Origin of the sequence: Streptomyces sp. NPDC005576 (assembly GCF_042871745.1) — a bacterium.
Taxonomy (GTDB): Bacteria; Actinomycetota; Actinomycetes; order Streptomycetales; family Streptomycetaceae; genus Streptomyces.
Genome location: NZ_JBIAJC010000003.1, coordinates 365,834 through 388,271, shown reverse-complemented (window position 1 = coordinate 388,271; position 22,438 = coordinate 365,834). Strand labels below are relative to the sequence as shown.

Below are 22,438 nucleotides of genomic sequence, written 5' to 3'. Positions count from 1 at the left end.
CGGGCCGTCCAGTGCGCTGCTGGGCAAGTGCCAGTGCGCTGAACAGACGTGACGGCGAAGCAGCCGTGGAACGCTCGTCGTGCACCGCGCCGCATCGCCTCGGGTCCGGACGCTGCCCGTGCATCCCACGTCGCACGCACCGCAGCAGGTTGTCGGCGCCCGCACCGCGGTCGCCGCGGGAGGCTGCCAGATCGACCCCGGCCCAGGCCGTGTCCGGCGCGGTGGTCGACCAACGCCCCGGACTGCCCGCGGGGCCTGGCTGAGTCGCCGTCGCGACGATCGTGATCGGCCCGAACAGTGGACTGCTCACTCGCAGGGTGCTGCGGCATCCCTCCGCACGCAGCGAGAAATCGAAGGAGAAAACGCCTCATGCAGAGTCTGCTGGCTGACCCCGCCCGGACCCTGGCCCCGCCGAAGGGAGACCGGCACGGGCCCCTGCCGCCGTTGCTGCTGGTGCTGACGGTGGTGACCGGGCTCCTCGATGCCGCGAGCCATCTGGCGCTCGGTCGGGTCTTCGTCGCGAACATGACCGGCAACGTCGTCTTTCTGGGCTTCGCTCCGGCGGGGGCGCCGGGCCTGTCGGTGACAGCTTCTCTGGTCGTTCTTCTGGGCCTCGCCATGGGCCTGCAGAACGCGGTCGTCCGACGTCTCAGCGTCCCGGACCTGACGACGACCGTTCTGACCCTCACCCTGACGGGCCTGGCAGCGGACTCCTCGCAGGCCGGCGGGGCGGCTCCCCGGCCCGGTCGGCGGATCCTCGCCGTTCTTGCCATGTTTCTCGGGGCCCTCGCCGGTGGCCTGCTCCTGCGGCACACCGAACTCTCCCACGTTCTCGGGGTGGAGCTGGGGCTGCTCGTCGTGATCTCGACAGCCGCCTACCGCCTGTCGGTCTCCGTCCCCGCCTGGACAGGGCCGCAGTCATGAGCTCCGTCAGCAGTTCGGCCTGGGCGCCGCTGGCAGCACGCGTCTTCCGCGCACTGTGGATCGCCCAGTTGGTGTCCAACACCGGGACCTGGATGCAGACGGTCGGCGCACAGTGGCTGCTCGTCGGTCACGGCGCTGCGCTGGTGACGCTCGTGCAGACGGCCTCCAGCCTGCCGGTGGTCCTGCTCGCCCTGCCCTCCGGGGTGCTGGCCGACCGCTACGACCGCCGGTCGGTACTGCTCGCCGCCCAGTGCGCCTTGCTCGCCGTCTCCACCGTGCTGACGGTCTGCGCTTTCCGCGGCGCGCTCACCCCCGAGCTTCTGCTTGTCCTCACCTTCCTGCTCGGCTGCGGCACCGCGCTGATGGGCCCGGCCTGGCAGGCCATTCAGCCCGAACTGGTGCAACGCGAGCAGTTGGGGCAGGCGGCCGCGCTGGGGGCGGTCAACATGAATCTGGCCCGCGCCGTGGGCCCTGCCCTCGGCGGCGTCGTGGTCGCGGCGGCGGGCGCCGGCTGGGTCTTCGCCTTCAACGCCTTGTCCTACCTCGGCATCGCCGCCGTACTGATGCTGTGGCGACGGCCGTTGACACCGCGGCCCCTGGGCAGGAGCGAAGGGCTGCTGGCGGCCGTGCAGGCGGGTCGCCGCTATGTCTGGCACGCGCCCGGTGTCCGCCGGGTTCTGCTGCGCACCGCGTTGTTCATACCCGGCGGGGCCGCGCTGTGGTCGCTGCTGCCGCTCGTCGCGAGCCGGTCGCTGGGACTGGGCTCGGGCGGCTACGGATTCCTGCTCGGCGCGGTGGGCGTCGGCGCGGTGGGCGGCGCCTTCGCCCTGCCGGCGATCCGCCGCACGCTCGGTGTCAACGGCACACTCGCCGTGGCGCCGGTGGTCTTCGCGGGAACGCTGGCGGTGCTGGCCACGACTCATCTTGCCTGGCTCGCCGGGGCAGCGCTGTTGCCTGCGGGCCTGGCATGGATCGGTGTGCTGTCCACCCTCAATGCCGCCGTCCAGCAGCGGCTGCCCGGCTGGGTCAGGGCTCGTGGACTCGCCGTCTACCTGGTGGTGTTCCAGGGAGGGCAGGCCCTGACGGCACCGCTGTGGGGCGCGTTGGCCGACGGGCTGGGCCTGACCACGTCTCTTCTGGTCGGCAGCGGCCTGTTGGTGGCCGGCGCCGTGAGTGTCCGCCGGTGGCCCCTGCACAGCGCGGACGGGATCGATTCGAGCCTTTCCGACCACTGGCCCGTGCCGCCGCTGACGTTCGAGCCCGGGCCGGCAGACGGTCCGGTCCTCGTCTCGGTCGTCTACCGGATCGCGGAGAAGGATTGGGCCGCCTTCACCGAACGCATGGCACACGTGTCCCGTTCCAGGCGACGCACCGGGGCCCTCACCTGGGGCCTGTACCAGGACGGTGGCGATCCCGGCCGGTTCGTCGAGAACTATCTGGTCGCGTCCTGGTCGGAGCATCTGGCCCAGCACCACAGCCGGCTCACGGCCACCGACCGCCGTTTCGAGAAGCGGGCCCGTCGACTGCAAGTGGCCGGTACCCAGCCGCAGGTGACTCATGCCTTCGATGCGGCTGCGGGGCCTGTGGTGACCGCCGGAGCGCCGGTTCCGGACAGCCATGGAACCGGGTCGTCACCTCGAGGACCCGTGCTGCAGCCCGACGTGAAGGATCCGGCCAGTTCCGGGCCGACACCGGCCAAGGGATGAGAGGCGGCAAGCCGAAGAGGAGTGCAGAGGTGCGGTACACAGCACGGCAGGGCCGCCCCGCTGCTTCTTCCGGTGCGTACGGCCTGCGGACGGGCCCGGGAAGAGGCGTGCCGGGCGGGGCCCACGTCCGCGCGAAAAGGGGGCGCCCCGACCGGCCCGCCGGGGGCCGACCGGCGTAGGACCGGCAGCGACCACCAGGTGGTGTGCGGCGGGAAGGGCGCCCCCGTCCAGGGTCACCCCCACGGGGCGGACGTGGACGGTGTCAGGCGGGCCCTCGCCCGTGGCGACGGCACCCCACCGGCGGTCGGGCACGCGCGCCGTCCCGACACGAGGCCGCCCCGCCCACCGGAGGGACCACCCCACTCGCCGTTCCGCCGGCTCGCACCCCAGCCCGCGACGCCCTGACCGGGCCCTGCCACGTGCTGCGGTGAAGCGTGAAGCCTGCCCGGTGCCTCACGAGCCGCCGCCGGGCGTTCCGCCGACCTTTCGCTGGGGCGGGAACGCCCACAGGGCCGTGGCCCCGAGGGCGAGGGCCCTCTTCGCGATGCCGTTCCTGCGCGCCCGCCCGCTGCGCCGGTCTCCGGCTCCGTCCTGAGACGTGGTCTGCGCGGTCCTGGCACTTCCAGGGCCTGTACCGGGAGCACGATGCCGACCGATCGATCCCGCACAGCACCCGATGGCCCAGGAGAGGGACGGGCGGGCTGCCGCCGCGAGGGACCAGTCGAGGTCGGGTGCGCCACGGCGCAGGCGCAGGCATGCCGGCAGCGGCGCGTTCCGTTCCTGCGTCGGGCGCAGGCTTGCCGGCCTTCTGCGACCCGGACGCGAGTGGTCCGGCCCCTCGGTCTCCCGGCCGCGCCACCCTCCTGGGCCAGGCCCTGATTTCGTGCAGCCTGTCATCGTCCAGCGGGAGTTGGCGCTCTGCTCCGGTGAGCGCTGCCCGGAGAAGCGCAGGTTCGACAGGTCCTCCGTCGAGGTTCACCCCAGTCCCCGGGGCAGTCGGTGGGCACATACCACTGGGGTACAGCCCCAGTGCGAACACCGCTCGTGCCGTGCTGTTCTGAAGTCGTCGGCGATGGACCGCGCCGGACACCGGCCGCTGATCCGACGCGACTTGTCAGACACGACCCAAGGGCTGCCCCGCAATTTTTCGCGGGTGCGCGACGCATTGCGGGACAGCCCCAAGCCCTTCGGGGAGTCGGGCCGCAGTCAGCGCTGAACGTTTCTGCCGTCCACGACCTCCGCGGCCCGTCCTGTCCGTCCTCTTCCGTTCTCACCACACGAAGTTCTCAAGACGAAAGGCGACCAGATCCTCATGTATCCCGAACTCCTGCCTCCGACCGGCCGCCGCAGGTTCCTCAAGGGTGCTGCCGGGGCCCTCGCCGTGCCGGCCGCCGCCGCTCTCCTCGGCACGCTGGCCGAGCCCGCCCACGCCGCCGAGGGGGATGGCCTGCCCGACTTCGCGCCGGTCCCGGCCGGCTCCGTCGGCCCCACACCGAACGAAGACGGCTACTACGTGGGCCGAATCGCCGGGAACCTCTACTGGGTCACCGACTCGTATTACCAGTCGATGTTCCTGACGACCACACGGGGCGTCGTCCTCGTGGACGCACCACCGACCATCGGGCACAACCTGCTCCGCGCGATCGACGACGTCACCCGGGCCAATGGCCGTCCGAGCAAGGTGACTCACCTGGTCTACTCGCACTCGCACGCCGACCACATCGGCGCCGCCGGTCTGTTCGGATCCGACGTCATCCGGATCTCGCACGCCGCGACGGCCCCGTTGCTGGCCCGTGCGGCGGATCCCAACCGGCCCGGGCCGACGGTCACGTTCCACGACAAGTACCAGCTCAGGTTCGGCGGAGAAACCCTGAACCTGGCCTACCACGGGCCGAACCACTCTCCCGACAACATCTTCATCTACGCGCCCGAGTACGCCACCTTGATGGTGGTCGACGTCCTGTACCCGGGCTGGGTCCCGTTCAAGGGCCTCGCGGTTTCCCAGGACATCCCCGACTGGATCGAGGCCCAGAGCATCGCGATGAGCTACCCCTGGCACTCGTTCGTCGGTGGTCACCTCGGGCGCCTCGGAGTCCGTGCGGACGGCGCCCTGCAGATTCGGTACATGGACGACCTGGAGGCCAGTACCCGCTCCGCGATCGACTCCGTCGACCCCACTCCGTACTTCGCCAAGTACGGCCCCCAGGGCAACTCGTGGGCGATCTTCAAGACCTTCCTCGACGCGGTCGCGGACACCGCGGCCGCTCCGGTGGCCGCTAAGTACGCCGGAGTCCTCGGCGCCGCCGACGTCTTCACCAAGGACAACGCGTGGGCGCTGCTGGAATCCCTGCGCATCGACGCGGGTGTCCTCGGACCGTTCGGCGTGCGCCCCTGAGACAACTGGGGTGCCACCCCGGTGCGAAAGGACCGGGGTGCGCGGTTCTGTGAGTACAGGCCGCGATGCCCCGTCCGTACGAGAAAGGCCTCATCATGAGCCTCACCCCTCCCGTGGTCTTCATCCACGGCCTCTGGCTGCACAGCAGTTCCTGGCAGCCCTGGATCGACCTGTTCCAGACCGAGGGCTACGCCCCGACCGCACTGGGGTGGCCCGGCGACGCGGACACCGTCGAGGAGGCGCGTCAGAACCCTGAGAGCGTCGCCGATTACGGCATCGACGACGTGGTCGAGCATTACGCGGCCCTGATCGCGGAGCTGCCGGCGCCGCCCATCCTGATCGGTCACTCCTTCGGCGGCATGATCGCGCAGAAGCTGCTCGGCCAGGACCGCGCCGCCGCCGCGGTCGCGATCGACGCCGCGCAGATCAAGGGCGTTCTGCCCCTGCCGCTCTCCGCGCTGAGGGCGACGTTCCCGGTCTTCAGGAACCCGGCCAACAAGCACCGGTCGGTCTCGCTGACCGCGGAGCAGTTCCGGTTCGCGTTCGGCAACGCCATCGCCGAGGAGGAGTCGGCGGACCTGTACGAGCGGTGGACGATCCCCGCGCCGGGCAAGCCGCTGTACGAGGCGGCCGCCGCGAACTTCAACCCTCATTCACCGGCGAAGGTGGACACGCACAACGGCGGGCGCGGTCCGCTGCTGCTGATCTCCGGCGGCAAGGACCACACGGTGCCCGAGACGGTCACCCGGGCAACTCTCAAGCAGTACCGACACTCCGAGGCCGTCACCGACATCCTCGGTTTCCCCGGCCGCGGGCACTCTTTGACGATCGACGGTGGCTGGCGCGAGGTCGCGGACACGGTACTCGGCTGGCTGCGGAAGCAGGATCTGGGGGGCGGCCGATGAGCTCACGTCCTCACGGGCCCGCGGCACCGGCCGGCGCCGACGCGGGTCTGGCGGGTCGGACCGTCGTGGTCACCGGGGCCGGGCGCGGCATCGGACTGGCCGTCGTGGAGGCATTCCTCGCAGCCGGCTCCCGTGTGGTCGCCGGATCGAGGGAACGTACCGAGGCGCTGGACGAGCATGTGAAGCGGGGGGCCGAACTCGCGGTGGTGGAGGTCGACCTGGCGACGCCCGGCGGTCCGGCCGCTCTGATCGCCGAGGCCGTCGCGCTCCACGGCGGTGTCGATGTCCTGGTGAACAACGTCGGGGCGGTGCGGCCGCGCGTGGGTGGATTCCTGAGTGTGACGGACGAGGACTGGGAGTGGACGTTCACGGTCAACTTCCTGGCCGCCGTCCGCGCCACCCGGGCCGCGCTGCCGCATCTGCTCGCCACCGGCGCGGGACGCATCGTCACCGTCTCGTCCGTCAATGCCCGCCTGCCCGACCCGCTGGTCATCGACTACGGCGCGGCGAAAGCGGCTCTGACCAACTTCTGCAAGGCCCTGTCCAAGGAGGTGGGGCCTCACGGTGTGCGGGTGAACACCATCGGCCCGGGTCCGGTCGAGACGGCGCTGTGGCAGGGCGCGGGCGGTGTCGCCGCGACAGTGGCCCAGTCCCGCGGCGTCGACCCGCGGGAAGTGGCCCGCGGGGCGGCGGGCCAATCCGTGACCGGCCGGTTCACCCGGCCGTCCGAGGTCGCCGACCTCGTGCTCCACCTCGCCGGTCCTTCGTCGGCGAACATCACCGGCGCCGACTTCGTCATCGACGGCGGCCTGGTCGACTCTCTCTGACCCCCAGCTACGACCCGGTGCGGCGGGCCCAGTTTCCGCCGCACTCCCCTTCCCCTCCCCTCCCCTCCCCGCTCTCATGGAGAACCTGTGAAGATCCGCTTGTCCACGTCCCACCGCATGGCAGCCGCGTTCTTCGCCCTGGCCGTCGGCCTCGGCACGACCACTCTCACGGCCTCGGCCTCCGAGCCCTCGGCCGCGGCCCAGCCCGCGGAGAAGATGCCCGCCGGTTTCAGCGAACACAAGACCCAGGCCGGCGGGATCGGCATCAACTACGTGATCGGCGGCCACGGTCCGACCCTGGTCCTCATTCACGGCTACCCGCAGACCTGGTACGAGTGGCACGACATCATGCCCGCGCTCGCCCAGCACTACACCGTCATCGCGCCCGACCTGCCCGGAGCCGGCCGCAGCGACGCCCCGGCGTCCGGTTACGACAAGAAGACCATGGCGAAGGAACTGCACGCGCTTCTGGAGAAGATCGGCAAGGCCCAGGACGTGAGAGTCGTCGGCCATGACATCGGCACGATGGTCGCCTACTCCTACGCCGCGCAGTACCCGGACAGCGTCAAGAAGCTCGTACTCAGCGAGGCGCCGATCCCGGACCGGAGCATCTACCAGTTCCCGGCCCTGTCGGCCAAGGGACCCGGGGTGTGGAACTTCGGCTTCTTCTCCGTGCAGACCGGTCTCCCCGAGAGCCTCATCCAGGGCCGCGAGTTCACCTGGACCTCGGGCTTCATGCGGAGCATCGCGGTGCATAAGGACGCCCTGCCCCAGGAGGACCTGCAGGTCTGGTCCTCCTACCTGCAGGACCCCGCCCACCTGGAAGCGAGCTTCGCCTGGTTCCGGTCGTTCCCGCAGGACATCGCCGACAACGCGAAGCTGCGGAAGACGAAGCTGACCATGCCGGTCCTCGCGATCGGCGCCGACGGCAGCCTCGGTGAATCGATCGGTACGCAGGCGAGCCGCTACGCCACCCACGTCACCCCGGTCGTCGTCCACGACTCCGGCCACTGGATCTACGAGGAGCACCCGGAGGAGATGACCGCCACGCTGCTGGACTTCCTGGCCGACCGGCGGTGACAACCGGTGCGGAACCACCCGGTTCTTCCCGGCCTTCGCCGCGACGGCCGAGCGTGAACCCTTCTGGTTCCTCGGCGGACAGGTGAGAGTCCTGTTCTCCGGGGCGGCGACCGACAACCCGCTCTCCGTGTTGGAGGTCGCCGCCCCCGCAGGACACACGCCCCCGCACCGCGTCCACGAGGACGAGGAGCAGATCGTGTTCGTCCTGGCCGGCGAGATGACGTTCTTCGTCGGCGACCGGCGCCACTACGTGGTGCCTGACAGCTAACCCACGGACCGCGCGGGGTCCCGCACAGCTGAGCAAGCGCTCTCCCCCGGGGCCCGGTTGGCGATGCTCTTCGCCCCGGCCTGCCTCGATGAGTTCTTCAGAGCCGACAGCACCCCGGTGGCAGAGGCAGGCGAGCTGCCGCCGCCATTCGATCTCTCGATGGTCATGGCCCGGCCGAAGCCTTCCACCTGCGTATCGCCCGACCGACGCGGCCGGCTGTCCGTCGTCGGTCAGGCGATGTGTACCGCACACGCCCTACCGCTCCGACAGGAGCGGCCGAGAAGTAAGGAGAAAGAGTTGTGACAGGTATCGAACGGGCCTGGTTCCGAGAGGGCGGGCACCTCCGCAGAAGGCTCGTGCTTCCGGCGCTGGTGGCCGGGACACTGTTCGCGGTCCCGGCGCTGTCCGCCGCCGCAGCCGCCGGCTCGGCGTCCGCCGACGGCACTACGAAGACGTCCAGCACCCGATCCGCGCCCAGGCCGACCGTCGTCTTGGTGCACGGGGCCTTTGCCGACTCCTCGAGCTGGGACGGGGTGACCTCTCGGCTCGAGCGCCAGGGGTACCCGGTGCTCGGTGTCGCCAACCCGCTGCGTGGTCTGAGCAGTGACTCGGCCTACGTGTCCAGTGTCCTCGACAGCATTCCCGGGCCGGTCATCCTGGTCGGCCACTCCTACGGCGGTGCCGTCATCACCGACGCCGCGGTCGGCCACTCCAATGTCAAGGCCCTCGTGTACGTCGCCGCGTTCGCACCCGGCGAGGGCGAGACGGGTCTGTCGATCCTCGACACGTACCCGGGCAGCGGGCTCCCGGCCGCGCTGACGGTCAGGGCGTTCCCGGGCGGGCAGGACGCCTACGTCGACCCGGCCGACTTCCGGCACATCTTCGCCGCCGACGTACCGGCCGGAAAGGCACGGCTCATGGCGGCCGGGCAGCGACCGGCGTCGCTGGCCGCGTTCGCGGAACCCAGCACCACGCCGGCATGGAAGACCATTCCGTCCTGGTTCCTGGTCGCGGGCGCCGACCAAGCCATCCCGCCGGCCGCCGAGAAGGCCATGGCGGACCGCGCCGGGTCCCACACGGAGGTGGTCCGGGGCGCTTCCCACGCGGTGCTCGTCTCGCACCCCGACACGACCGCGCGACTCATCGAGTCCGCTGCCCGCGCCACTTCCTGACCGGGCGTCATGCACGGTGGGTGCGGTTTCCGCCGAGTGACGCGGTACCCGGGTCAAGCAGGCCGGGCACCCGGAGCCGGCGGGTCCGCACCCCTCAGCGGCGAGCAGCTGCCGCCTCCGTCGCCGGCATGACGGGCACCATCGTGCTGTTCGTGTCCGCGGGCGCCCGGGCCGGTGGTGTCCCCTGGCAGGTGACGCTTCCAGCGGTCGGCTGCGGCCGTCCCCCGGGGCACCTCTGCGTGCCGGTCATGTCGACGAAGGCTCCGGTCACCTGCGCCGATCTGGTCGACGGGGCGCGGTTCGCCTTCCTGAACGCCTAGGCAGTGTTTTGGAAGTAGCACCGTCCGCCCGGCGGGCGGGGCCGGCGGTCTCTGGTGCGTGCGATCGCAAGGCGGAGGGTCGCCCCGATATTGGATGTATCGGGAGGATCCCGACAACGCGGCGAGCGTGCGTGCCAGACACCGCCGGACAGGCGGGACTTTCAAAACACGGCCTAGCCGCCCTGTCCGGACACTTCGGGTGCCGGTCCATGGCCCCGGTGCAGGTCCTCGCGGCTCCCCCCGCCCGACCTGCACCGGGAGTGGACCGCCGAGGCTCGCCGGAGGGGGTCGGCGGCCCCTTCCAGGCGCCGCGGGCCGGGTTGAGCGGATTCCACATGTGGGGGCGTACCGGCACCGGCCGCCCCGTCCTCGACAGCGGGGCGCCGCCTTCTGCTGCCGCCCCTTCGAGCAGAGGATCACGCCATGCCGATCGGAATCACCGAAGCCGCGGACAACGCGGCCGCCGTGGAGGGGCGTTTCGCCGCCACTGCCCCCGCCGGGCGCCTCCTGCGGGTTCTGACGGACGACCATGCCAAGCCGCTCCTGGCCTACGTCGAACGCATTCTGGGCGACCGCCACCTGGCGGAGGACATCGTGCAGGAGACCCTGATACGCGCCTGGCGCCATTCCGTCAGGCTCAGCGCCAACGAAGGCTCCACACGCGGCTGGCTGCTCACCGTGGCCCGCAACCTGGCCATCGACCGCATTCGCAGCGCCTATGTCCGTCATGAGTCCCCGGGCGCGGAACACCGCGGGCCGGTGCAGAGCGATCACGCCGACACGGTGACGAGCGCGGTCGACACCGTCAGCCTGCTGGGGCGTCTGTCACCGGAGCACCGAGAGGTTCTGCTGCACACCTACTTCTACGACAGGACCGTGCAGGAGACAGCCCGCGTCCTGGGCATACCCGCGGGTACCGTCAAGTCACGGCAGCACTACGCGCTGCTCCAGCTCCGCCGCCATGTAGGCACCCGTACGGCGTCCGGGACGGCAGCCGGGGCACATCGCCGGCTGAATCCCCGCACGCGGCAGTCGTAGTCGATGCGTCCGGAAAGCGCACCCGGTCACCGGTCCGTGCCCGCTCTCCGTTCCGTCGGAGAGGTTCCGTGGGCCGTCCGGAGCGCCCGGTTGCCGAGGCCACGATCGGGGCGCCTGCGGAGCGGCGGGACGGTTCGCTGCGGCTGTCCAGGAAGGGGAGGAAGACTTTGCCGAGTCCGTCGCCGGGACTCAGCGCTGTCGCCGTGACACTCCGGAGCTCTCCCCCGGACTGCGGGAGCGGCGTGCGGGGCACCAGCAGGACCTGTGTGCGGAATGGTGGCGGGAAGAGCAGGCGGTAGGGCGGGTGGTGTCGTACCACGCGACTTCCCCGCAGCCCAGTTCGGCACTTCTGTCGTCCTGGGTCACGTGGGAGTGACCGCTGCGCTGGAGGGCGACGTAGAGGGCGCCGGCGCCGGCGCGGGCGATCAGTCGAGGCGTTCGCCGACTCTGCCGCGATCGCAGTCGAGGGTGGTCCCCCGGAGCGCCCGCACTGGTCGCTGGTGATCGTTCGCGTGCAGGGTTCGCCTCGGGGAAGCGTGATCCGCAGGGGGACAAGGCACGGAAGACTTCTTCCTGCCCGTGCTCGAGGTCCTCGCTGCCGGGTGCTGATCCGCGCCGGGAACACACACCCATGCCACTTCCCGTGCTTCATGACGCAGGCACCCGTACGAGGTGCCCCGTCGCAGGACTTCCGCGGAGCCGGGCATCTCCGTACGAAAGTAGCGGATTTCACTGCGTGCCGATGCCGGGTTCCGCTCCGGCCGACCACGGCGAGTACACGGTGCGCACAGCCCCTGTGCACGATGGGGGGAGGCGGCCGACGCCCCGCTTCCTAGTCTGCGGTGTGTGACAGTCCGCAGACCGGGCTTCCGGGAAGGTTTGGCATGTCGTCGCACGCCGCTTCGCAAGGGATGGTCCAGGGACTCGTTTGTTTCCCTGTCGAACGGGACGGGCGCGGTCCGGCCGTCTCCTGGCCGGGGGGCAGCGGGGAGCGGGTGACGGTCCCGGTCCGCCCGCCTGCGTGCTGCCCGTCGCCGTGTGTCCGTGGGGTTCCCGGCCGGGACTTCGGCGTTGTCGTCACGCAGGACGGGCGGGTGGGGGGACCGGCGGGTGCCGGCACGGTGGTGGATGTCGCCGCCGGCGCGCGCTCGCCCGGGGCCCTCTCCCCGGTCGCGGTCGAGGAGCTCCGAGAGATCTGCCACCGGCTGTCCGGCGAGGTGGGAGACCGCCGTCCCGCCGGGATCTGGACGGTGGGCACGGAGCATGCCGTCGGAGGGGGCTGGTCGCCGTGCCGGTTCTGCCGGTCGAGGAGCTCGGCGGCGTCCGTCCCACCCGCAGGCGCCCTGACGGCAGGGTTCCTGCCGTAAAAGGGCCTGCCTCCATGCCTCGCCCTGCTGGACCGCAGCGGCTTTCGCCGGTGGGCTCGGGGCGCCATCCGTGCCGGAGCCGGCGGAACTTGACGAAGGAGAATTCCATGGCGTGGTCCGATGTTCAGCGGCCGGCCGGGCTGCCGATGGTCGGCCGGTTGGCGGAGCGGGCGGCGATCGGGCGGCTGCTGGAGTCGGTCCGTGACGGCTTCAGCGCTGTTCTGGTGCTCAACGGCGACGCGGGGGTCGGCAAGTCCCGGCTTCTGGAGTACGCGGCCGAGTCCGCCCAGGACCTCACCGTCGTGAGGCTGGTCGGTGTGGAGGCCGAGACACGGCTGGGTTACGGAGCCCTGCATCGACTCCTGAGGCCCTGTCTGAGCCGGTTGCCGACTCTGCCGAAGCGGCAACGGGATGCTCTGAGTGCCGCGTTCGGCCTCACCGATGCCCCACCGTCCGACCGTCACCTGGTCGGGCTGGCCGCATTGACGCTGCTCTCCCAGACTGCCATGGCCACGCCGATGCTCTGCCTGGTCGACGACGTGCAGTGGCTGGACCGCGAGTCGGCGGAGACGCTGGCGTTCGTGGGCCGACGCTTGTACGCGGACTGCCTGGGGCTGCTGTTCGCAGGGCGTGGGGGAACCGGGGGCCTGGAGGTCTTCGGAGACCTTCCGGCGCTCCGGCTGGACGGGCTGCCGGCGGCGGAGGCCACGGCGCTACTGACGGCCGGTGTGAGCGGACACCTCGCCCGGACGGTCGCGGAGCGGCTCGTCACCGGAACCGGAGGCAACCCGCTCGCGCTCCTGGAACTGGCGGTGACCCTGGACTCGGAGCAGTTGGGCGGGGTCGCACCGTTGCCCGAGCCGCTGCCGGTCAACCGGCAGCTGGAGAACCATTTCCAGGAGAAGGCCGCGCTGCTGCCCGCCGACACCCGAACCCTGTTGCTGCTGATGGCCATGACTCCGACGGACGATCAGGCAGCGCGGTGGCGTGCCGCCGGTGCGCTGGGGCTGTCCGTCCGGGCCGCCGCGCCCGCGGTCGCGGCCGGGATACTGCACCGGGGAACGACCGCCGATTTCCGCCATCCGCTGATCCGATCGGCCATCCATTCGGCCGCCTCTGCCGCAGAGCGGCGCCGTGTCCAGGCGGCGCTGGCCGCCACGAGCGCCCCCGAGCGCCGCGCCTGGCACCTGGCCGAGGCGACCGACGGCCCGGACAGCGACATCGCCACCGAACTCGAGGCGGCCTCCGAACTGGCCCAGGCCCGGGGCGGGTACTCCGAGCAGGCCCTGGTGCTGACCAGGGCGGCGGAAATGACCGTGCAGCCGGGCAGGCGGTCCGAGCGTTGTCCCGACGCCGCGGCGGCGCACCTCGCCTCCCGCGATCTGCCGAAGCTCCTCACGCTGCTCGAACTCGCCACCCCCGATCTGACCGGCCCCGCGGCCCGAGCGCGGGCGACACGGCTGCGGGCGTCCGTGGAGACGTTCTGCGGTCGTCATCGTGATGTGCCCGCCGTGCTGTTGGGCGCAGCGGCCGAACTCGGCTCCACCGATCCCAGGGCGAGCTGGGACCTGCTGCGCGACGCGGTCAAGGCGGCGGTCATCGGCGGCCCGGTGATCACAGGGGCATCGGTGTCCGAGGTCGCCGGGGCAGCGGCCGACGCCTGGCACGAGGTGTCCCTGTCGGGCGGTCCCGATCAGTTGATGGCGGCACTCTCGCAATCGATCGCCCACGGTTACACGGAGGGAGCTCCGGCCCTCGCGGCGGCGCTGGCACGCTTGCGCGCGGCCGACGAGCTCCATGGGCAGGACCTGTTCAGCGTCATGATCAGCCTCGCCGGCGACGAGTTGTGGGACATCGAGGCCACACGGGAGATCCTCGCAAGGCTGGTGGCCGCGGACCGCGAGCGCGGCGCGCTCCACAGTCTCAGCCTGGCGCTCCTCGCGTTCGCCAAGGTGGAGATCTGGAACGGCCGGTTCGCGGCAGCCGAGAGCTGCTATGTCGAGTCCGACCGCTGCATGGCCGCCGCCGGAGGTTTCAGGCCGGGGGACTTCCACAAGGTGTTGCTGTACGCCTGGACCGGGCGGGAGGCCGAGTTGCGGGCCGCGGTCGCGGCGATGCGCGCCATGTCCGAGGGGCAGGGCATCGGAGTGATGGACCGCCGGGCCGGTCAGGCGTTGAGCATCTTCGAGATCGGCCGCGGACACTACCGGGAGGCGCTCGACGCCCAGCTCGCGATGTTCGTCGACAACCCGGCGGTCCTGGGCGACATCAACCTCGCCGGAATGGTCGAGGCCGGACTGCGCTCCGGTGATCGAGCGGCCGCCGCCATGGCCATGGAGCGCTTGGAGGAACGCGCTCCGCTGGCCGGCACTCCGTGGGCTCTGGGGCTGCTCGCTCGCTGCCGGGCACTGATGACCGACGACGACGCGGCCGAGCGGCTCTACGAGGAATCCGTCGCGCAGCTCGAGAAGGTCCCGGTGGCTGTGGAACTGGCCTGGTCACGTCTGCTGTTCGGCGAATGGCTCCGCCGCCGCAGGCGCCGGGCCGACGCCCGGGTCCAGCTGCGGGCCGCGTTCGAATCCTTCGAGGCGTGGGGAGCCACTGCCTTCGCCAAACGGGCGAGGGTGGAACTCCTGGCCACCGGGGAGACGGCGCGCAAGCGAAGAGCGGACACGCAACTGGACCTCACGCCGCAGGAACATCACGTGGCTTCCCTGGCAGCGTCAGGCTTGACCAACGCGGAGATCGCGGGCCAGTTGTTCGTCACCATTTCGACGATCGAGTTCCATCTGAGCAGGGTGTTCCGCAAGCTCGGTATCACTTCGCGCAAGCAGATCGGGGCAAGGCTGCCCGAGTCCGACCGGTTCGGTCGACTGGCCGAGCTCAGGTGAAGAGCTCACAGGGCCTTGGACCGAGGACGCCGGTACCACGGACGCCCATGGAGCCCGGCCGGCCCGGAGGGCTCCGCGACTCCACGGGTCCCGGGCTTTCGGCACCTCCCTCCGGAAGAGCTGCGCCCGGATGGAATCATTCGGCCCTGCGCTTTCAGATCCTTGGGCCCGTCCGGGTCTGGCAGGGCATCACCGAGGTGAAGCTCGGTCCGCCCAAACAACGGGCCGTGCTGGCCCTGCTCCTGACCCACGCGGGTCGGCCGGTGGTGCTGCACACGATGGTGGACGCGCTGTGGCACGAGGATCCACCGGCCACCGCAGTGAACGTGATCCATCGCCATGTCGCCGCGCTGCGCCGGCTCCTCGAACCAGAGCTGCTCTCCGGTACCGCCTCACGCCGTCTCGTCCGCGCCGCAGGTGGCTACCGCCTCGACGTCACGGGGGACGAACTCGACCTGCTGCGGTTCCGGACGCTGCGTCAGGAAGCGTTGCGCCTGGAGCAGGGCGGTGACCAGGTGGGAGCCGTGGCGTTGCTGGTCGAGGCGCTGGAACTGTGGCAGGGGCCGGCGGCCTCCGGTATTCCGTCGGAGGTCAGGGCCCTTGCGGTTTTCACGGCAGTGGACCATGAGCGCATCGCGGCCGTGAAGGAAGCGGCCGGGTTCGTACTCGCCGGGGGCGGCGGACTCACCGAGCGTGTCCTCGTCGCCCTGCGCCGGGCCGCCTCCGAGCACCCGCTCGATGAGGGTCTGCAGGCCCGGCTCATCGAGGTGCTCGCCGGGGCGGGCCGTCAGGTCGAGGCGCTGGAGACCTATCAGGCCGTCCGTGCCCGGATCGCCGAGGAGATCGGCCTCGATCCCGGTCCCGAGTTGGAGGAGGCGCGGCGCGCCGCCCTCGGCCCGACCCCACCGCCGCGGAAGCGAGCGCTCCCGGACGGCGACGCCGGGGCAGGCTGGGACCGGGCGTCGACCCCCGCTGCCGTGCGGCCGACACACCTGCCCCGGGATCTGGATGCTTTCGTCGGCCGGCTGAGCGAACTCGACGTGCTGGAGACGTTGATTCCCGGGCCTGGGAATCTCGCGCAGACCGTCGTCATCAGCGGTATGGCCGGTGTCGGCAAGACCACGCTGGCCGTGCACTGGGCCAACCGGCTGGCCGACCGCTTCCCCGACGGACAGCTCTATGTCGACCTGCGGGGTTTTCACCTCACGGGGCCCGCCATGAGCGGCGCCGAGGCGATGCGGGGGTTGTTCGACGCGTTCGGCGTACCCGTGGGCCGTGTCCCGGCGGGATCGCAGGCGCAGGCCGCGCTGTACCGCAGCCTGCTGACCGGCCGGCGGGTCTTGGTCGTGCTGGACAACGCTCGTGACTCCGAGCAGGTGCGGCCTTTGCTTCCCGCCTCGGCCGGCTGCTTGGCCGTCGTCACCAGCCGCCACCAGCTCCAGGGGCTCATGGCCGTCGAGGGCGCACATTCCGTCACCTTGAGTCCGCTGGACGAGGACGATGCCTTCTCCCTGCTGGCCCGCCGGCTCGGCGCCACGAGGGTTGCCCAGGAGGCCGTTGCCACCGCCGAGATCATCGGCCTGTGCGGGCGGCTCCCGCTGGCCCTGGCGATCGTCAGCGCGCGGGCCGCGCTCAATCCCGGCTATCCGCTGGCCGCCATCGCGAAGGAACTGCAGACGAGCCACGGCAGCCTCGACGCCTTCACGGGCGAACCGCCGCTCGCCGACGCGCGCTGCGTCTTCTCCTGGTCGTATCGGGCCCTGTCGCCGCGGGCGGCCAGGCTCTTCCGTCTGCTGGCCCTGCATCCCGGCCCCGACTGCTCGGTCGCCGCCTGCGCGAGCCTTGTGGCCCTTTCCCTCAGGGAGGCCCGTTCCTGTCTCGCGGAGCTGGTCAGAGCTCATCTCCTCTTCGAGAACGAGCCCGGACGGTTCTCCTCTCACAGCCTGCTGAGGGCCTACGCCACGGAGCTGGTCGACGAGTTTGAGGCCGCCCCCGACAGGGAGGAGGCGAGCGCCCGGGTCCTGGACCATTACCTGCACAGCGCCCACGCTGCGGAGGCCGTCCTCGCCCCGCACCGGGAGCGGATCACGTTGCGGCCTCCGGCCGCGCACACCTTGCCCGAGCGGTTTCCCGATCAGCGCGCGGCGGCCGGCTGGTTCGACCGGGAGTGCCCGGTCCTGCTGGCCGCCGTGGCGCGGGGCGGCCGGTACGACGACGGCTCCTTCGGCTGGCAGCTCCCCGCGGTGCTGGAGCTGTATCTGGACCGCAATGGGCGCTGGCAGCAGCAGCAGACGGTGCAGAGGATCGCCATCGCCACGGCGCAGCGGGGGGGCGACGTGCTGGGCCAGGCTCACGGGCACCGGGCACTCGGTTTCGCCCTGAGCCGCCTCGGGCGGTGGGAAAGCGCGGACGCGCACCTTGAGTTGGCCCTGCGGTTGTTCCAGGAGCTCGGCGATCTGGCAGGCCAGGCACGCGTCCACCGTTACGGGGCCTTCATCGCCAACCAGCACCGGCGGCATGCCGATGCCCTGGAGCACTATCGGCACGCCCGGCGCCTGTACGAGGCGGCTGGTCTTTTCAACGGTGAGGCCAGTGTGCACAACGAAGTGGGCTGGACCCACCTGCTTCTCGGTGAGAACGAAAGGGCCATCGAGGAGTGCGGCCGCGCCCTCGCCCTGCACCGGAGGTCGGGTGACCGTAACGGCGAAGCGGCCGCGTGGGACAGTCTCGGCGTCGCCCATCTGCGAGTGGGCGACCACGAGCAGGCTCTCGACAGCTTGCGGCACGCGCTGGACCTGTATAGACGGTTGGGGGATTCCTACTTGGAGGCCGACACCCTCGTCCACATCGCGGACGTGCACATGGCCGCGGACCGGGCGGACGGTGCGGCCAAGGCCCTGCGGGAGGCACTGGACATCCTGGAAGTCATCGGTCACCCCGACGCCGAGGGGGTCCGCGCCAGAATCCTTCACCCGGCTGAACCGTGAGGCCGTCCTGCACCGGGTTCGGGGCGAGGAAGTCTGGGCGGCGCCGTGCGCGATGGGGGCGAGTAGCGCCTGCGCGTGGTTCGGGGGTGTGGAGTCGGATTGTTCCGGACGGGGTTTCGGGGATCGCGCAGCTGGTCCCACCGCCGGGGCGCGGTCGCGGAGCGGCAAGAGGACACCTCTGATTCCGGTTCCGGTGCCCCGGCCGCCTCCTACCTCGACGGCCTCGTCCGCGCATCATGGCCGCGCGGCCGTGCTCACGGACCTGACCTGCGGACACGGCCCTTTGCGACATGCTCGAGCCGAGCGCGGACGCGTTCTTCCCGCGTCAGGAAAGAGTCAGTTTTCCGGCGCCCGCCTCTGCCTACTATCTGCGGACGCGTCGCTTCCGACAGGAATCTTGCGGGAGCAGGCACGAAATGCACCGTGCCCGCCGACCATGTGCTGCACAGCAGTCCGGCCGACGCACCGCCATGCCCCGTCCTTCGGCGATCCCGCACTTGCCCGGCCTCACACGGCCGGATGCCGTGCAAACACCGCGGACGGGCACGAACTCGCCTCCATGGGATCGACATGACTTACGCAGCTGTTCCGGGCGAGCCTGCCACCGCCGGGTGCGGGCACCTTCTGCAGACGCTGACGTCCGAACACTCCAAGCCGCTCCTGGCCTATGCCGAGCGCATTCTGGGTGACCGGCACATGGCGGAGGACATCGTCCAGGAGACGATGATCCGGGCCTGGCGCCATTCCGAGCGGCTGTGCGCCAACGAAGGGTCGGTACGCGGCTGGTTGCTCACCGTGGCCCGCAATCTGGCCATCGACCGGGTCCGGAGTGCTTACTTCCGACATGAGTCCCCGGGTACGGAACATCGGGGTGTGCTGCAGAACGACCACGCCGACGGGGTCACGGCCGCGGTGGATGCCGCAGCCCTGCTCCGGCACCTGTCCGAGGAGCACCAGGAGGTTCTCGTGCACACCTACCTGCACGACAAGACGGTGCAGGAGACCGCCCGCATACTGGGCATACCCGCCGGTACCGTCAAGTCCCGGCAGCACTACGCGCTGCGTCAGCTCCGGCACCGGGTGCGCGTGCGCAGACCGGCCGAGGGTGCGGCGGAAGCCCGGCCGGCTTCCGTGTGACTCCGCTGCCGGGTGGTGGAGTCGATCACAGCACGCCCTGCCGCAGGGCGTAAGCGACGACGTGCACGCGGTTGCGCAGTCCGTGCCGCTCGGTCATCCGGTGGATGATGTATTTGACGGTCCGTTCGGAGTGGTGAAGTGCCGTCGCGATCTCCGCGGTGTTCAGTCCGGCGGCGAGTTGTCGCAGCACGTCGACCTCCCGTGCCGTGAACGCGGGCGACTCGTCGGCCTGTCCGGTGTGCCACCGGCGGCTGCGGAGCTCTTCCAGCAGCGATCCGAGCAGTGACGGTGGGAGCGACGCGGCGCCGTGGGTGACGGCGCAGAGCATCTGGGTGACGTCCTCGAGAGTCGTCCTCTCGCGCGGCATGTAGGCGACCAGTCCCATCCCGATCACTCGTAGGAGCTGCGAGACGGTGGGTTTGTTGGCGACCACGATCAGGCGGGGGCTGTCCTCGGGGTCTTCCTGGGTGAACCGCAGCAGCGATGCGATCGTCTTGTCGGTCAGTTCTCCGGTGATGACGAGCACGACGTCCGGTCTTTCCTCGGTGTCCGAAGGAAGCACCAGGACCCGGTCGTCCGCTGCCAAGTACGCTTCAATGCCCTGGGCGGCCAAGGTGTCCTCCGCGAGGACGACGATCTGTGTGGTGCGCGACGATCTGTGACCGATCACCGAGCTGCCTTTCCGGGATGACGAAATGTCTCGCGTCGCACGCGGGCGAACGCGTCACTCGGGGTGGCGGCGTCGGTGACGGCCGCCGCTCTTGAGAGCGTGGCGCGCCTGCGCGCCGCTGAGGAGCACTCACTCCGGGCGCCCCTCAGGCGGCCGGACGTATGAGATGCGTAGGACGTCCGCACATCCCCGCTGCTGCGAGGAGGCCGCTGCGGGGCGCCCTCGCCCCGCAGTGGTGTGCCCGTCGGAGTGTCAGAGGGTCTTGATCTGCCCGCCCAACGTCGGCGCCGCCGAGCCGCGGGAGTCCTTCCTCAAGGTCTCCGACGAGGACTGGCAGGCTTTGCTGGCTCCGGTGACGACGGCGACCTTGCCCTTGAGGTGCAGTTCCATGACACTCTCTTTTCTGGATTGATCAATACACAATTGGGGTACGACAGCGCCCCGCACGAACGCCGGAACCGTGGCACCGGCCAGGCGCGCCGGGGGTTGGGCTCACATCGTCGGCCTTCCCTGCGACGCGATCCGATCCCTGAGGGAAGAGTAGCAAATTTCATTTAATTTTCAACCATCTCCGGGGTGACCCCCGCCACCCCGAGCCGATCGACGTTCCACTGAGCCCGGACACGGCGACGCCTGCGACGGCATGACCGTCAGTCATGGCCCGCTGCCGGGTGGCTCTCCCGGACCGGCCGTTCGCCCGCCCCGATCACCCGCCGCCTCGCGTCCGCCGCCGATATCGGAGGATCGGTTGGTACCCCGTCGCGCACCGTCCTCGGCACGGCGGCCGGACAGGAATCCCCGCACCGGTGGACGACCACCGCGGAGCCGTTCTCCGACGTGTCGCCGTCCGCCGCGTACACCCGGTGAAAGCCGTTCTCCCCACGACGATCAGATCACGCCGTACGGCCTGTGCGGCCAGTTCGGCTGCCCCGGCCGCCGTCCGCGCGTCCCAGCGACGTGCCCCCGTCAGCACGGTGGCGAACAGACCGTCCGGGCCGCGTCCGACGGGCCGCCGTGACCGGAGACGGACCGTGTCCGGCCGGGTTCCGTAGGGGCCGTCTCATCCCCCTGCCGTCAAGACCCCCGCGCGTCCCATGTCACAGCGCGCCCACCCGCATCGCGTAGGCCACCGCATGCGTGCGGTTCCGCAGATTGAGACGTCGTGTGACAGCGAAGATGATGTTCTTGATCGTGCGCTCCGAATAGTTGAGCTTGGCCGCGATCTCGGTGGTGTCCATGCCCTCGGCGAGGAGTCTCAGCACTTCCACTTCACGGCCCTCCAAGCCACCGGGCAGGATCGATCCCCTCGGATCACGCAGCAGGGTGCGCAGCTCCTCCACGAGAGACCTGAGCAGTTCGCCCGGCATCTGCGCGCTGCCTGCCCGGCTGCTCAGCACGGCCTGCACGATCTCCGGGAAACCCGTCTCCGCGCGGGGCAGCACGCTCACGAGGCCGTGCCGGACGGCGCGGGTCAGGCGCGGTCTGCTGATGCGGTCGGCGACCAGGACGATGCGCATGTCCGGATTGACGGAGATGGAGTTCGCTTCCTCCATCCACGACATCGTCTCCTCCGCCACCTCGTTCGTCAGTACCAGGACGACATCCGCTCGTGCCGCTTGGTCGGCGGGGAGCAGGCTCGTCCCCTGCGACCTGCGCAGGAGCACTTCGGCACCCTGGAGGGACACCGGATCGGCCGCCCGGACGACTATCGATATCGGGGTAGGGGTCTTCTCTCTGTGAGCCAACGCAGGTCCTCCGGGATCGGCGCGACGTGGTCTCGACGCACGATCGCGATGATGTGGGGGTGGTTCTGAGGAGCGGCCTCGCCGTGGAACCGCCGGCCGGGCGGGAAGCAACGGCCGGATGTGCACTCCGGCACGGTGGCGGCCGCGCGGTGTGCCGCTGCAACCGTCCGTCCGGGGGGTCGTCCACCGCGCAGCGGCGGTGGTTTCGTTGTCTTCGGTTCCGCGTGTCGGCAGGTGATGGCCGTGGGCGTCTCAGCGGCCGAGGAACGGCGCCCGGGAGGGCGCCCTTGCCGTACCGGAGCGGGGCAGAGCCCGTCGATGTGGGGTCACGATCGCGGGCGCGGACCGGCAGCCCGCGCATGCTCCCGGGGAACGCCACCCGTCGCAGCGCCGCGTTCGAGCCGGACCGACGTCCTACGCATCCCGTCCCCGGTCACCGCAGCCGCTACCACGGCACGTCGGCGGCCGCGGGTCCCGCCCCGCGGGTCGGACGACCCGCGTCGGGGGCCACGCTCCGCGATGTCCCTCCGGCCTCCGTCGTACGACGGCAGCCGTGGGCGAGTCCATGCGCATCGGAGCGCCGTTGCACTACTCCGTGCGTCGCATTCCCGTACATGCCCACCGTCGTTCCGCGCGACAATTCTTGCTCGTTCCGAGGGACACTACAGCCGCTATTGGCCGACGTGACTCACAAGTCCGCTGCGGATAACGGAAGTGGCCCCTTCAGGCGATTCCGTTGCGCGATAGAACAATCGCCTGGGGCGGAGCGTGGTGCGAATTGGCAGTTCCAGGGCGGGATTCGAGGTGACAGAGACAGTGCAATCCTGACGGGCGCAAGGCTGTCCCGTGAATTCCTGGCGGGATCGGCACGGCGTCGGATACGGTGCGGCGCGGGGTGGAGGAGCGTCGGCCCATGGTCGCGGCCGGGCCCGGTTCGGTCGCGGTGTGGCCCACGGGTGCGTCGGGAGCACCGCGTCGCGCGGGCGCGCTCCTCGGGCGGGAGGTT

16 protein-coding genes are annotated in these 22,438 nt (G+C 70.7%); 13 read left to right on the top strand and 3 right to left on the bottom strand.

The features are described from left to right. The first annotated feature begins 369 nt into the window (after positions 1-369). The 13 genes from ACFYPN_RS07855 (at position 370) to ACFYPN_RS07795 (ending at position 19,017) form a co-directional block, all read left to right on the top strand. A complete protein-coding gene (locus ACFYPN_RS07855; RefSeq protein ID WP_389297278.1) occupies positions 370-924 on the top strand; it encodes a DUF1275 family protein in 555 nt (184 codons plus the stop codon). Then, positions 921-2,630 (top strand): MFS transporter, encoded by a 1,710-nt coding sequence (locus ACFYPN_RS07850; RefSeq protein WP_389297276.1) that lies wholly within the window; start codon positions 921-923, stop codon positions 2,628-2,630. Before ACFYPN_RS07855 ends, ACFYPN_RS07850 begins: the two co-directional genes overlap by 4 nt. A 1,312-nt stretch (positions 2,631-3,942) precedes the next feature. Continuing rightward, a complete protein-coding gene (locus tag ACFYPN_RS07845; protein ID WP_358764832.1) occupies positions 3,943-5,025 on the top strand; it encodes an MBL fold metallo-hydrolase in 1,083 nt (360 codons plus the stop codon). A gap of 95 nt (positions 5,026-5,120) precedes the next feature. Continuing rightward, positions 5,121-5,930 carry an alpha/beta fold hydrolase gene (locus tag ACFYPN_RS07840; RefSeq protein ID WP_358764830.1) on the top strand — a complete coding sequence of 270 codons (810 nt, stop codon included), beginning with the start codon at positions 5,121-5,123 and terminating at the stop codon, positions 5,928-5,930. Further along, positions 5,927-6,757: an SDR family NAD(P)-dependent oxidoreductase gene (locus ACFYPN_RS07835; protein ID WP_358764828.1), complete on the top strand. Its 831-nt coding sequence runs from the start codon at positions 5,927-5,929 to the stop codon at positions 6,755-6,757. The genes ACFYPN_RS07840 and ACFYPN_RS07835 overlap by 4 nt, the downstream gene beginning before the upstream one ends. Positions 6,758-6,844: 87 nt before the next feature. Continuing rightward, positions 6,845-7,837 (top strand): alpha/beta hydrolase, encoded by a 993-nt coding sequence (locus ACFYPN_RS07830; protein ID WP_358764826.1) that lies wholly within the window; start codon positions 6,845-6,847, stop codon positions 7,835-7,837. Positions 7,838-7,919: 82 nt separating this feature from the next. Beyond that, positions 7,920-8,105, top strand: a complete 186-nt coding sequence (locus tag ACFYPN_RS07825; protein WP_389297273.1) for a cupin domain-containing protein — start codon at positions 7,920-7,922, stop codon at positions 8,103-8,105. 299 nt (positions 8,106-8,404) lie between these two features. Then, positions 8,405-9,277, top strand: coding sequence for an alpha/beta hydrolase (locus ACFYPN_RS07820; RefSeq protein ID WP_358764823.1), 873 nt, complete (start codon positions 8,405-8,407; stop codon positions 9,275-9,277). A gap of 128 nt (positions 9,278-9,405) precedes the next feature. Then, on the top strand, positions 9,406-9,597 hold the full coding sequence (locus ACFYPN_RS07815) for a hypothetical protein (protein ID WP_389297272.1): 192 nt from the start codon (positions 9,406-9,408) through the stop codon (positions 9,595-9,597). Between the two features lie 423 nt (positions 9,598-10,020). Then, positions 10,021-10,635 (top strand): sigma-70 family RNA polymerase sigma factor, encoded by a 615-nt coding sequence (locus ACFYPN_RS07810; RefSeq protein ID WP_389297270.1) that lies wholly within the window; start codon positions 10,021-10,023, stop codon positions 10,633-10,635. Positions 10,636-12,109: 1,474 nt separating this feature from the next. After that, positions 12,110-14,893: an AAA family ATPase gene (locus tag ACFYPN_RS07805; RefSeq protein WP_389297268.1), complete on the top strand. Its 2,784-nt coding sequence runs from the start codon at positions 12,110-12,112 to the stop codon at positions 14,891-14,893. Positions 14,894-15,090: 197 nt separating this feature from the next. Then, entirely contained in the window at positions 15,091-17,880 is a 2,790-nt protein-coding gene (locus tag ACFYPN_RS07800) for a BTAD domain-containing putative transcriptional regulator (RefSeq protein WP_389297266.1), read from the top strand. Between the two features lie 570 nt (positions 17,881-18,450). Further along, complete coding sequence (locus ACFYPN_RS07795) at positions 18,451-19,017, top strand: sigma-70 family RNA polymerase sigma factor (protein WP_358764815.1); 567 nt, start codon at positions 18,451-18,453, stop codon at positions 19,015-19,017. A gap of 25 nt (positions 19,018-19,042) precedes the next feature. Here ACFYPN_RS07795 and ACFYPN_RS07790 read toward each other — a convergent pair whose 3' ends face one another. The 3 genes from ACFYPN_RS07790 to ACFYPN_RS07780 all read right to left on the bottom strand — a co-directional run bounded on the left by ACFYPN_RS07790 (position 19,043) and on the right by ACFYPN_RS07780 (position 21,432). After that, entirely contained in the window at positions 19,043-19,687 is a 645-nt protein-coding gene (locus ACFYPN_RS07790; protein ID WP_358764813.1) for a LuxR C-terminal-related transcriptional regulator, read from the bottom strand. 252 nt (positions 19,688-19,939) lie between these two features. Continuing rightward, positions 19,940-20,077 carry a hypothetical protein gene (locus ACFYPN_RS07785; RefSeq protein ID WP_389297263.1) on the bottom strand — a complete coding sequence of 46 codons (138 nt, stop codon included), beginning with the start codon at positions 20,075-20,077 and terminating at the stop codon, positions 19,940-19,942. A gap of 707 nt (positions 20,078-20,784) precedes the next feature. After that, on the bottom strand, positions 20,785-21,432 hold the full coding sequence (locus ACFYPN_RS07780; protein WP_358764809.1) for a response regulator transcription factor: 648 nt from the start codon (positions 21,430-21,432) through the stop codon (positions 20,785-20,787). Positions 21,433-22,438 lie beyond the last annotated feature (1,006 nt).